Here is an 11,654-nt window from a genome sequence, read left to right on the forward strand (position 1 = left end):
ACGGCAGATCAAGGTCTGCCGGTCTCGAAGAAAGAAAGCGATTGGGGATCAGAGCAGCACCACGTCGTATTGTTCCTGGGAATACATGGTTTCGACCTGGAAGCGAATCGTGCGCCCGATAAAAACCTCCAGTTCTGCGACGTTACCGGACTCCTCATCCAGCAACCGATCAACCACTTTCTGGTTGGCGAGCACTCTATAACCTTCGGCTTGATAGGCGCGTGCCTCCCGTAAGATTTCGCGGAAAATCTCGTAGCAAACCGTTTCCGGGGTCTTTAACTTGCCGCGTCCCTGGCAACTGCTGCAAGGCTCGCAGAGCACTTGCTCGAGGCTTTCGCGGGTACGCTTGCGGGTCATCTGCACCAGGCCAAGCTCGGTGATGCCGATGATATTGGTCTTGGCGTGATCGCGTTCCAGTTGCTTCTCGAGCGTGCGCAGCACCTGGCGCTGATGTTCTTCGTCTTCCATGTCGATGAAGTCAATGATGATGATGCCGCCCATGTTGCGCAGGCGCATCTGACGGGCAATGGCGGTGGCCGCCTCGAGATTGGTCTTGAAGATAGTCTCTTCGAGGTTGCGGTGGCCAACGAACGCGCCGGTGTTGACGTCAATGGTGGTCATGGCTTCCGCCGGGTCGACCACCAGATAGCCGCCGGACTTGAGCGGCACCTTGCGCTCCAGAGCTTTCTGGATCTCGTCTTCAACGCCATACAAGTCGAAAATCGGCCGTTCGCCAGGGTAGTGCTCCAGGCGATCGGCAATTTCCGGCATCAATTCGGCGACAAATTGCGTGGTGCGCTGGAAAGTTTCCCGCGAATCGATGCGAATTTTCTCAATCTTCGGGCTGACCAGATCGCGCAGGGTGCGCAGGGCCAGGCCGAGGTCTTCATAGATTACGCTTGGTGCGCCGATGGTTTTGATCTGCGCGCCGATCTGGTCCCACAAACGCCGCAGGTAGCGGATATCCATGAGGATTTCATCGGCACCGGCGCCTTCTGCGGCGGTGCGCAGGATAAAGCCACCCGCTTCCTTGATGCCTTCGGCAGCCACGCAGTCGCTGACCACCTTTTTCAGGCGCTCACGCTCGGCTTCATCTTCGATCTTCAAGGAAATGCCGACGTGGGCGGTGCGCGGCATGTACACCAGGTAACGCGAAGGAATCGACAGCTGAGTCGTCAGCCGCGCGCCCTTTGAGCCGATAGGGTCCTTGGTGACTTGCACCACCAGGCTCTGCCCTTCATGCACCAGCGCACTGATGCTTTCGACCGCCGGGCCTTCGCGCAAGGAGATTTCCGAGGCATGGATAAACGCCGCGCGGTCCAGGCCGATATCGACGAAAGCAGCCTGCATCCCCGGCAACACGCGTACCACTTTGCCTTTATAGATATTGCCGACAATGCCGCGCTTCTGGGTGCGCTCGACGTGCACTTCTTGCAGAACACCGTTCTCTACCACCGCCACGCGCGATTCCATCGGCGTGATATTGATCAGAATCTCTTCACTCATGGCTGGGTCTCGTTCAGGCGTTTTCACAATAGTGACCGATCGCTTAAGGCTTGGCGCGCAAGTAAGGCGTTCAGCGCGCGGTAAGGTTTTGCCAACAGGGTATGCCGAATTGGCCAAGCAGTTGCGCGGTTTCGCACACCGGCAGGCCTACCACGGCGGAATAACTGCCATTGAGCCCGGCGACAAACACCGAACCAAGCCCCTGGATAGCATAGCCGCCTGCCTTGTCCTGAGGTTCGCCACTGTGCCAGTAGGTTGTCGCCTCCTCGACAGAAATACCGCGAAACCGTACACGACTGCTTACACAGCGTGTTTCGCAGCGCGAACCGTCGGTGACGGCAATGGCGGTCAGCACCTCGTGCTCACGCCCGGCCAAGGCCATCAACATCGCCAGGGCGTCGGCCTGATCCACCGGCTTGCCGAGGATCTGCCCATCTACGATCACGGCCGTGTCAGCGCCCAGCACGCAGGTGTCCGCGGTGCGTTCAAGCGCAGCAAAACCCGCCGTAGCCTTGCCGCGCGCAAGGCGCTCGACGTAGGCCACAGCAGGTTCGTTTGTAAGAGGAGTTTCATCAATAGCGGCGCTGACCACGGTGAAGGGCACACCGATCTGGGTCAGCAGTTCACGCCGCCTTGGGGAGCCCGAGGCCAGATAAAGCGAATTCATTCCAGACTCTCCCTGTAGGGTTCGATAACCAGGCAGAGCCTCGCAATCCATTCAATTGATTTTGTAGCGACGACGTAATCCACGCAGACCGAAACTGACCCATGGCCACAGCAACGCACTGACCAGCGCCGGCAGCACCAACGCCAGGGTCGGCTGGCGGTTACCGGTCAAGGCGCTGAGCCACAGTTGCACCAACTGCGCCAGGCCGAAGATCACCAGGATCACCAGGCACTGCTGCCACATCGGGAACATGCGCAAGCGTTGTTGCAACGACAGCACCAGGAAGGTGATCAGGGTGAGGATCAACGCGTTCTGGCCCAGCAAGGTGCCATAGAGCACATCTTCCGCCAAGCCCAGGCACATCGCGGTGACCATCCCGACTTTATGCGGCAAGGTCAGCGACCAGAAAGCCAGCAGCAAGGCCAGCCATAAAGGACGCAGGATTTCCATGAATTGCGGCAGCGGCGAAACGCTGAGCAGCAAACCGATTGCGAACGTCAGCCAGACGATCCAGCCATTGCGCGAATGAGTACCGGCCATTATTCCTCCCTCTGCCGCGTGGTTGCCGGGGCGGTAGCCGCTGGCCGGGTTGCCGGTGTGGCAGCAGGCGGTTTAGCCGCTGGCGCGGTGGCAGCGGGTGTAGACGCCGGTGGTTTGGCCGCACGCGTGCTGTGAGCTGCTGGCTTGGCAGGCGTCGCGACGGGTGCGGCCGGGGTTGCCGACGGTGCGGGCGGCCCGACAAACGCCGGTTTCGGCACCGTAGCGGGGATGGTGGGTACGGCGCCGTTCTGCTTGTCTTCCGCTTCCTGCGCCTGGGCGGCGTCATTGGCCCGCTCTTCGGGGGTGCGGTTGTCACTGAACACCAGCAGCAGGTAGCGGCTACGGTTCAAGGCAGCCGTCGGCACGGCACGCACGATGGCGAACGGCTGACCGGAATCGTGGATCACTTCCTTCACCGTCGCCACCGGGTAACCCGCCGGGAAGCGCTGGCCCAGGCCGGAACTGACCAACAGGTCGCCTTCCTTGATGTCGGCAGTATCGGCAACATGGCGCAACTCAAGGCGCTCCGGGTTACCGGTACCGCTGGCAATCGCGCGCAAGCCGTTGCGATTCACCTGCACCGGGATGCTGTGGGTGGTGTCCGTCAGCAGCAATACCCGCGAGGTGTAGGGCATCAACTCGACCACCTGGCCCATCAGGCCACGGGCATCGAGCACCGGCTGGCCAAGGACCACACCGTCGCGCTCACCCTTGTTGATGATGATGCGATGGGTAAACGGATTTGGGTCCATGCCGATCAACTCGGCCACTTCGACCTTCTCGTTGACCAGTGCGGAAGAATTGAGCAACTCGCGCAGCCGAACGTTCTGCTCGGTGAGGGCCGCCAGCTTTTGCATGCGCCCCTGCAGCAGCAGGTTTTCAGTCTTGAGTTTTTCGTTCTCGGCGACCAGCTCAGTGCGGCTGCCGAATTGGCTGGCCACGCCCTGGTAGAGACGTTGCGGCAGGTCGGTGATCCAGTAAGTCTGCATCAACACCAGCGACATCTGGCTACGCACGGGCTTGAGCAGTGCAAAGCGGGCATCGACCACCATCAGCGCGACCGAAAGCACGACCAGCACCAATAAGCGCACGCCCAATGAGGGGCCTTTGGCGAAAAGCGGTTTAATAAGCCGCTCCTCCCAGGCAAATGTTCTCTTTATTCATACGGCATCAAACCGGCCTGGATGCAGATTGAAGAAGATAAACGCCAACAGGCAGCACTGCAAAGTGCTGCCTGCGGACGAAGCATGAACCATCCAGGCAATCTTATTCGCTGGAGAGCAGGTCCATGGTGTGTTTATCCATCATTTCCAGTGCACGGCCACCGCCACGGGCGACGCAGGTCAGCGGGTCTTCGGCGACGATTACCGGCAGGCCGGTTTCCTGGGCCAGCAGTTTGTCGAGGTCACGCAGCAAGGCACCACCACCGGTCAGCACCAGGCCACGCTCGGCGATATCGGAAGCCAGTTCCGGAGGCGATTGCTCCAGGGCGCTTTTCACGGCCTGAACGATGGTGGCCAGGGACTCTTGCAGAGCTTCCAGCACTTCATTGGAGTTCAGGGTGAAGGCACGTGGAACGCCTTCGGCCAGGTTGCGACCGCGAACATCAACTTCGCGCACTTCGCCGCCTGGGTAGGCGGTGCCGATTTCCTGCTTGATACGCTCGGCGGTTGATTCGCCGATCAGGCTGCCGTAGTTACGGCGCACATAGGTGATGATCGCTTCGTCGAAGCGGTCGCCGCCTACGCGTACGGATTCGGCATACACCACACCGTTCAGGGAAATCAGGGCGATTTCGGTAGTACCACCACCGATATCCACCACCATCGAACCGCGTGCTTCTTCAACCGGCAGGCCGGCACCGATCGCAGCAGCCATTGGCTCTTCGATCAGGAACACTTCACGTGCGCCGGCGCCAAGGGCCGATTCACGGATGGCACGACGCTCAACCTGGGTGGACTTGCACGGAACGCAGATCAGCACACGAGGGCTGGGCTGCAGGAAACTGTTTTCGTGAACCTTGTTGATGAAATACTGCAGCATCTTCTCGCAGACACTGAAGTCGGCGATCACGCCGTCTTTCATCGGACGAATGGCAGCAATATTGCCTGGTGTTCGGCCGAGCATGCGCTTGGCCTCGGTGCCAACGGCAACGACACTTTTCTGATTACCATGGGTCCGAATGGCCACAACCGATGGCTCATTCAGAACGATTCCGCGCTCGCGCACGTAAATAAGGGTGTTGGCAGTGCCCAGGTCAATGGAAAGATCGCTGGAAAACATGCCACGCAGTTTCTTGAACATGGGGAAAGGACCCTAGGCAACGCGTGGGTAAAAAAGTGCGGCAAACTCTAACAACGACAGGGATTTTGGGCAAGGCGCCAATGTGCTAAATTGGCCGACTTTCTGTGCACCAACCCCCACAATCGCGGCCATATGACCGTAGAAATGCGGTAGTGTTCCGACAATCTAACACACGGACGCCCTCCGTTCTGTTTTCCACTGGAGAATCCCATGGCGCTTGAACGCTCCGACGTGGAAAAAATCGCTCATCTGGCCTCGCTTGGCTTGAATGAAGCCGATCTTCCACAGACCACCGCAGCCCTGAACAGCATTCTCGGGCTGGTTGACCAAATGCAGGCCGTCAATACCGACGGCATCGAGCCCCTGGCTCACCCGCTGGAAGCCAGCCAGCGCCTGCGCGCAGACGTTGTGACCGAGCGAAATAATCGCGAAGCCTACCAGTCCATCGCGCCAGCGGTCGAAAACGGCCTGTACCTGGTTCCGAAAGTCATCGACTAAAGGGAAAGAGCCTTTCATGCATCACATGACTCTGGCCGAGATCGCCCGCGGTCTCGCCGACAAAAAGTTTTCTTCCGAAGAGCTGACCAAGACCCTGCTTGCGCGCATTGCCGAGCACGATCCCAAGGTCAACAGCTTCATCAGCCTCACCGAAGAGCTGGCCCTGAGCCAGGCCAAGGCCGCCGACGTTCGTCGCGCCAACGGTGAGAATGGCGCACTGCTGGGCGCACCAATCGCCCACAAAGACTTGTTCTGCACCCAGGGCATTCGCACCAGTTGCGGCTCGAAGATGCTCGACAATTTTAAAGCACCCTACGACGCCACCGTGGTGTCCAAGCTGGCTGCCGCCGGGGCCGTGACCCTGGGCAAGACCAACATGGACGAGTTCGCCATGGGTTCGGCCAACGAATCCAGCTACTACGGCGCGGTAAAAAACCCGTGGAACCTGGAACACGTGCCCGGCGGTTCGTCCGGCGGTTCGGCTGCCGCCGTTGCCGCGCGCTTCCTGCCGGCCGCTACAGCCACTGACACCGGTGGCTCGATCCGCCAGCCAGCGGCCTTCACCAACCTCACCGGCTTGAAGCCGACCTACGGTCGCGTTTCCCGTTGGGGCATGATCGCCTACGCGTCCAGCCTGGATCAGGGCGGCCCTCTGGCGCGCACTGCTGAAGACTGCGCGATTTTGTTACAAGGTATGGCCGGGTTCGACACACAGGACTCCACCAGCATCGATGAGCCAGTGCCGGACTACAGCGCCAGCCTGAATACCTCGATCAAAGGCCTGCGCATCGGCGTGCCGAAAGAGTATTTCAGCGCCGGCCTCGACCCGCGTATCGCCGAACTGGTGCACAACAGCGTCAAGGAGCTGGAAAAGCTCGGCGCCGTGATCAAGGAAATCAGCCTGCCGAACAACCAGCACGCGATTCCTGCGTACTACGTGATCGCGCCGGCAGAAGCCTCTTCCAACCTGTCGCGCTTTGACGGCGTGCGCTTCGGCTATCGCTGTGAAAACCCGAAAGACCTCACCGACCTGTACAAACGCTCCCGTGGCGAAGGCTTCGGTGCCGAAGTACAACGCCGGATCATGGTCGGTGCCTACGCCCTGTCGGCCGGCTACTACGACGCCTACTACCTCAAGGCGCAAAAAATCCGTCGTCTGGTGAAGAACGACTTCATGGCCGCCTTCGAAGAAGTCGACGTGATCCTCGGCCCAACCACGCCAAACCCGGCCTGGAAGATCGGCGCCAAGACCGGCGACCCGATCGCCGAGTACCTGGAAGACCTGTACACCATCACCGCCAACCTCGCGGGCTTGCCGGGCTTGTCCATGCCCGCCGGTTTCGTCGATGGCCTGCCGGTCGGCGTGCAATTGCTCGCCCCGTATTTCCAGGAAGGCCGCCTGCTCAATGTGGCGCACCAGTACCAGTTGAACACCGACTGGCACACCCGCACCCCTACCGGCTTCTGAGGAGAACACTATGCAATGGGAAGTTGTGATCGGGCTGGAGATTCATACCCAGCTCGCCACCCAATCGAAGATTTTCTCCGGTAGCGCCACCACCTTCGGCTCCGAGCCGAATACCCAGGCCAGCCTGGTAGACCTGGGCATGCCCGGCGTCTTGCCGGTGCTGAACCAGGAAGCGGTGCGCATGGCGGTGATGTTCGGCCTGGCGATTGACGCCGAGATCGGCCAGCACAACGTGTTCGCGCGCAAGAACTACTTCTACCCGGACCTGCCCAAGGGCTACCAGATCAGCCAGATGGAGTTGCCGATCGTCGGCAAGGGCTACCTGGACATCCCGCTGGAAGACGGCACCATCAAACGTGTCGGCGTGACCCGCGCGCACCTGGAAGAAGACGCCGGCAAGAGCCTGCACGAAGAATTCCCGGGCGCTACCGGCATCGACTTGAACCGTGCCGGCACGCCGTTGCTGGAAATCGTATCCGAGCCGGACATGCGCAGCGCCAAGGAGGCCGTGGCCTACGTCAAGACCATCCACGCGCTGGTGCGTTACCTGGGCATCTGCGATGGCAACATGGCCGAAGGCTCGCTGCGCTGCGACTGCAACGTGTCGATCCGTCCAAAAGGCCAGGTCGAGTTCGGCACCCGCTGCGAGATCAAGAACGTCAACTCGTTCCGCTTTATCGAAAAGGCGATCAACAGCGAAGTGCGTCGCCAGATCGAGCTGATCGAAGACGGCGGCAAGGTGATCCAGCAAACGCGCCTGTACGACCCGAACAAAGACGAAACCCGCGCCATGCGCAGCAAAGAGGAAGCCAACGACTACCGTTACTTCCCCGACCCGGACCTGTTGCCGGTGGTCCTTGAAGATTCGTTCCTCAATGACATCCGCGCCACCCTGCCGGAATTGCCGCAGCAGAAACGCGAGCGCTTCCAGGCGCAGTTCGGCCTGTCGGTCTACGATGCCAGCGTGCTGGCTTCCAGCCGTGAGCAAGCCAACTACTTCGAAAAAGTCGTGAGCATTGCCGGCGACGCCAAGTTGGCAGCCAACTGGGTGATGGTTGAGCTGGGCAGCCTGTTGAACAAACAGGGCCTGGAAATCGACGAAGCCCCTGTCACCGCCGAGCAACTGGGCGGCATGCTGCTGCGCATCAAGGACAACACCATCTCCGGCAAAATCGCCAAGACCGTGTTTGAAGCCATGGCCAGCGGTGAAGGCAATGCCGACGACATCATCGAGAAGCGCGGCCTCAAGCAAGTCACCGACAGCGGCGCGATTTCGGCCGTACTCGATGAAATGCTGGCGGCCAACGCCGAACAGGTCGAGCAATACCGCGCCGCCGACGAAGCCAAGCGCGGCAAGATGTTCGGCTTCTTTGTCGGCCAGGCAATGAAAGCGTCCAAAGGCAAGGCCAACCCGCAACAAGTGAACGAACTGCTGAAGAGCAAGCTCGAAGGCTGATTCGCAACACTGATCGTTCCCACGCTCTGCGTGGGAACGCCTCACAGGACGCTCCGCGTCCGCTTTTGTGACGCGGAGCGTCACGGGCTGAATTCCCACGCGGAGCGTGGGAACGATCACCGGGGACACCTTGAATGAAGCGTCTACTCGGCCTGCTGGCCCTGTTCTCTCTGTTGGCCGGTTGCGCCAGCGGCCTCATCGACCCCAACGGCTACGACGAAACCGGCACCGCCTCGTATTACGGCGCCAAGCACCATGGCAACAAAACCGCCAGCGGTGAACCCTTCAACCAGAATGCCCTGACCGCCGCCCATCGGCGCCTGCCCTTCGGCACACAGGTCAAGGTAACCAACCTCGACAACAACAAATCCGTGGTACTGCGCATCAATGATCGCGGCCCACATACCCGTGGGCGCCTGATCGACGTTTCACGCAGGGCCGCCGAACAACTCGGTATGCTGGGCAGCGGCACTGCGCGGGTTCGCGTGCAAGCCATGAGCAACTAATCAAGGGAGCCTTGGCCATTTCCGCATTAACCGCCCTCTCATCCTGGAGCCTGATCGAACTGGTCAGCGGCCTGGTGCTGCTGATCGTCGGCGCCGAAATCCTGGTGCGCGCCGCCGTGCGCCTGGCGGCCAGCCTCAAGGTGCGGCCACTGATCATCGGCCTGAGCATCGTCGCCTTCGGCAGCAGCGCGCCGCAGATGACCGTGAGCCTGCAGGCCACCCTGGCCGGTAATACCGATATCGCAGTGGGCAGCGTGATCGGCAGCAGTATCTTCAACACGCTGGTCACTCTGGGCCTCGCCGCGCTGATCATCCCATTGCGCGTGTCCCGGCAGTTGGTGCGCCTGGATATCCCGGTGATGATTTGTGCCGGCCTGCTGGTGTTTACCCTGGCCGCCAACGAAGAACTGACCCCGCTCGATGGCCTGTTCCTGCTGATTGCACTGGCGGCCTACCTGGGTGTTTTGCACTATCAGACCCGCCACTCCCGCCGCCCGCGCACACTGGACACCGTGGCCAGGGCGCCCTGGCTGAGCAGCGCATCGCTGATGCTGAGCGGGCTGTTGATCCTGGTGCTGGCCGGGCATTTGCTGCTGGGCGCGGCAGTGGACGTGGCGAGCGACTTGGGCTTGTCCGAGCGCATCATCGGCCTCACGCTGATTGGTGTCGGCACCTCGCTGCCGTGCCTGGCCACGTCACTGATTGCCGCGCTGCGCGGCGAGCGCGAGATTGCCGTGGGCAACGTGATCGGCAGCAACCTGTTCAACCTGCTTGGGGTGCTCGGGTTTACCGCCCTCGTGGCGCCGTCGCCGCTGTCCGTGTCGCCCAATGCGCTGGATTTTGATTTGCCGGTGATGCTCGGTGTGATTGTGCTGTGCCTGCCGGTGTTTTATACCGGCTACCGCGTCACCCGCGCCGAAGGCCTGGTGTTCCTGGGCCTGTACCTGGCGTATGGGCTGCATGTGGTGTCGTTCACCTTTGGCATGCCGCTGGCGACCAAGCTTGAACAATTGATGCTGTATTACGTCCTGCCGGCGCTGGTGGCGTTCCTGTTGTTCAGCTCGCTGCAAGCCTGGCGCCGCCAACACAAGAGGGAATCGCAATGACCGATCAGAAAAAGCCCGGGGTTGAAATGCGTCGCCAGGTTATGGGCGATGTGTTTGTCGACCGCGCCTTGGGTAATGCCACCGAGTTCACCCAGCCGCTGCAGGATTTCGTCAACGAACACGCATGGGGCAGCGTGTGGAACCGTGAAGGCCTGCCGCTGAAGACGCGCAGCCTGATCACCCTCGCCGCCCTCACTGCGCTCAAGTGCCCGCAGGAACTCAAGGGCCACGTACGTGGCGCCCTGAACAACGGGTGCACGGTGGAGGAGATTCGCGAGGCGCTGCTGCATTGCGCGGTGTACGCGGGCGTGCCGGCGGCGATTGATGCGTTTCGGGCAGCGCAGGAAGTGATTGAGGCGTATCAGGCAGATAAGTAGTGACTGTCAGATAGCTTTCGCGAGCAAGCCCGCTCCCACATTCGACCGCATTTTCATGCCGGAACTCAGTCAAATGTGGGAGCGGGCTTGCTCGCGAATGGCCCTCGAACCCACCACAACATTCAGATCCAACCACCCGCCTGCAACACAAAAATCCCGATATTGGTGGTCACCGCCGCCATCAAGGTAGTAATCACAATAATCGCCGCCGCCAGTTCATGATTGCCCTCGGCCGCCCGGGCCATGACAAAACTCGCCGCCGCCGTCGGTGCGCCGAAGTACAAAAACAGAATCCCCAGTTCCGGCCCTCGAAAGCCCAGCAACCACGCACCCAGCGTCGCGAACACCGGCAGGCCCACCATCTTCACCAGGCTGGCACTCAACGCCATGCTCCCGCTTTTGCGCAAGGCCGCCAACGACAAGGTGCCACCGATACAGATCAACGCCAGCGGCAAGGTCATGTCCGCCAGGTACTGCCCGGACGACTCCAGCCAGCCCGGCAGGCCGATCTTGAAAATCGCGAACGGCGCCGCCGCAATCACGCTGATGATCAGCGGGTTGGCCACCACACTTTTGCAGATGCTCCACGGGTCGGATTTGATCACGGGGCTGTACACCGCCAGCACGATGGTCGACAGAGTGTTGTAGAACAGGATCACCAGGGCGGCGAGGATCGCGCCGAGGGAAATGCCGTAGTCGCCGTACATGCTGGCCGCCAGCGCCAGGCCGATCACGCCGTTATTGCCGCGAAACGCGCCCTGGGTGTAGATGCCGCGGTCTTCGGGCGGGCAGCGGAAAATCGCCCAGCCCCAGGCCAGGGCAAAACTCAGCAGCGTGGCGACAGCGAAGTAAATCAGCAAACCCGGCTTGAGCGCCGCGTGCAGGTCGGCATGCAGAATGCCGAGAAACAGCAGCGCCGGCATGGTGACGTTGAACACCAGGGACGAGGCGGTGTGGATAAAGTTGTCGTTGATCCAGTTGATGCGCTTGAGCAGCACACCGAGAAACAGCATGGCAAACACCGGCGCGGTGATGGTGAGGGTGGTGAGGAAGATAGCCAGCATGCCGGGGAGAACCTTGGGTGGGTGTCGTCAGGTGGCTAATGATAAGCCAGATTCACCCGGATCGTTCCCACGCTCTGCGTGGGAACGCAGCCCGGGGCGCTCCGCGCCCCTTCACAGCGGACGCGGAGCGTCCAAAGAGGCATTCCCGCGCGGAGCGTGGGA

At 60.9% G+C, this 11,654-nt stretch carries 12 protein-coding genes; 6 read left to right on the forward strand and 6 right to left on the reverse strand.

Translation table 11 applies throughout. From position 1 onward, the window contains the following. Positions 1-48: 48 nt before the first annotated feature. The 5 genes from rng to mreB all read right to left on the reverse strand — a co-directional run bounded on the left by rng (position 49) and on the right by mreB (position 5,017). Positions 49-1,506 (reverse strand): ribonuclease G, encoded by a 1,458-nt coding sequence (rng, locus tag HX783_RS07820; protein WP_159954247.1) that lies wholly within the window; start codon positions 1,504-1,506, stop codon positions 49-51. A 70-nt stretch (positions 1,507-1,576) separates the two neighbouring features. Beyond that, complete coding sequence (locus HX783_RS07825; protein ID WP_177016508.1) at positions 1,577-2,173, reverse strand: nucleoside triphosphate pyrophosphatase; 597 nt, start codon at positions 2,171-2,173, stop codon at positions 1,577-1,579. A gap of 51 nt (positions 2,174-2,224) precedes the next feature. Continuing rightward, on the reverse strand, positions 2,225-2,713 hold the full coding sequence (gene mreD, locus HX783_RS07830) for a rod shape-determining protein MreD (protein ID WP_017138250.1): 489 nt from the start codon (positions 2,711-2,713) through the stop codon (positions 2,225-2,227). Then, positions 2,713-3,840 carry a rod shape-determining protein MreC gene (gene mreC / locus HX783_RS07835; RefSeq protein ID WP_177016656.1) on the reverse strand — a complete coding sequence of 376 codons (1,128 nt, stop codon included), beginning with the start codon at positions 3,838-3,840 and terminating at the stop codon, positions 2,713-2,715. Before mreC ends, mreD begins: the two co-directional genes overlap by 1 nt. 139 nt (positions 3,841-3,979) lie before the next feature. After that, on the reverse strand, positions 3,980-5,017 hold the full coding sequence (gene mreB, locus HX783_RS07840; protein ID WP_002555108.1) for a rod shape-determining protein MreB: 1,038 nt from the start codon (positions 5,015-5,017) through the stop codon (positions 3,980-3,982). 210 nt (positions 5,018-5,227) lie between these two features. Here mreB and gatC point away from each other — a divergent pair, with 210 nt between their 5' ends. From gatC to HX783_RS07870, 6 genes are all read left to right on the forward strand, one after another. Then, positions 5,228-5,515 (forward strand): Asp-tRNA(Asn)/Glu-tRNA(Gln) amidotransferase subunit GatC, encoded by a 288-nt coding sequence (gatC, locus tag HX783_RS07845; protein WP_003171764.1) that lies wholly within the window; start codon positions 5,228-5,230, stop codon positions 5,513-5,515. A 16-nt stretch (positions 5,516-5,531) separates the two neighbouring features. After that, entirely contained in the window at positions 5,532-6,983 is a 1,452-nt protein-coding gene (gene gatA / locus HX783_RS07850; RefSeq protein ID WP_177016509.1) for an Asp-tRNA(Asn)/Glu-tRNA(Gln) amidotransferase subunit GatA, read from the forward strand. 10 nt (positions 6,984-6,993) lie between these two features. Next, complete coding sequence (gene gatB / locus HX783_RS07855; protein WP_159954244.1) at positions 6,994-8,439, forward strand: Asp-tRNA(Asn)/Glu-tRNA(Gln) amidotransferase subunit GatB; 1,446 nt, start codon at positions 6,994-6,996, stop codon at positions 8,437-8,439. 134 nt (positions 8,440-8,573) lie between these two features. After that, the gene (locus tag HX783_RS07860) at positions 8,574-8,945 is read left to right on the forward strand and encodes a septal ring lytic transglycosylase RlpA family protein (RefSeq protein ID WP_159954243.1); all 372 of its coding nucleotides are present in this window, start codon (positions 8,574-8,576) and stop codon (positions 8,943-8,945) included. Between the two features lie 50 nt (positions 8,946-8,995). Continuing rightward, complete coding sequence (locus HX783_RS07865) at positions 8,996-10,051, forward strand: calcium/sodium antiporter (RefSeq protein ID WP_177016657.1); 1,056 nt, start codon at positions 8,996-8,998, stop codon at positions 10,049-10,051. Continuing rightward, positions 10,048-10,428, forward strand: coding sequence for a carboxymuconolactone decarboxylase family protein (locus HX783_RS07870; protein ID WP_159954242.1), 381 nt, complete (start codon positions 10,048-10,050; stop codon positions 10,426-10,428). Before HX783_RS07865 ends, HX783_RS07870 begins: the two co-directional genes overlap by 4 nt. 122 nt (positions 10,429-10,550) lie before the next feature. On the opposite strand, the gene HX783_RS07875 is transcribed toward HX783_RS07870, so the two are convergent. Next, the gene (locus HX783_RS07875; protein ID WP_177016510.1) at positions 10,551-11,492 is read right to left on the reverse strand and encodes an AEC family transporter; all 942 of its coding nucleotides are present in this window, start codon (positions 11,490-11,492) and stop codon (positions 10,551-10,553) included. Positions 11,493-11,654 lie beyond the last annotated feature (162 nt).

The organism is Pseudomonas sp. D2002, assembly GCF_013385735.1.
Classification (GTDB): domain Bacteria; phylum Pseudomonadota; class Gammaproteobacteria; order Pseudomonadales; family Pseudomonadaceae; genus Aquipseudomonas.

Bases quoted from the DNA above. Each gene is read 5' to 3' on its own strand.
- rng (WP_159954247.1), bottom strand. From the start codon at position 1,506: ATGAGTGAAGAGATTCTGATCAATATCACGCCGATGGAATCGCGCGTG.
- HX783_RS07860 (WP_159954243.1), top strand. From the start codon at position 8,574: ATGAAGCGTCTACTCGGCCTGCTGGCCCTGTTCTCTCTGTTGGCCGGT.
- HX783_RS07825 (WP_177016508.1), bottom strand. From the start codon at position 2,173: ATGAATTCGCTTTATCTGGCCTCGGGCTCCCCAAGGCGGCGTGAACTG.
- mreD (WP_017138250.1), bottom strand. From the start codon at position 2,713: ATGGCCGGTACTCATTCGCGCAATGGCTGGATCGTCTGGCTGACGTTC.
- HX783_RS07870 (WP_159954242.1), top strand. From the start codon at position 10,048: ATGACCGATCAGAAAAAGCCCGGGGTTGAAATGCGTCGCCAGGTTATG.
- gatB (WP_159954244.1), top strand. From the start codon at position 6,994: ATGCAATGGGAAGTTGTGATCGGGCTGGAGATTCATACCCAGCTCGCC.
- gatC (WP_003171764.1), top strand. From the start codon at position 5,228: ATGGCGCTTGAACGCTCCGACGTGGAAAAAATCGCTCATCTGGCCTCG.
- gatA (WP_177016509.1), top strand. From the start codon at position 5,532: ATGCATCACATGACTCTGGCCGAGATCGCCCGCGGTCTCGCCGACAAA.
- mreB (WP_002555108.1), bottom strand. From the start codon at position 5,017: ATGTTCAAGAAACTGCGTGGCATGTTTTCCAGCGATCTTTCCATTGAC.
- HX783_RS07875 (WP_177016510.1), bottom strand. From the start codon at position 11,492: ATGCTGGCTATCTTCCTCACCACCCTCACCATCACCGCGCCGGTGTTT.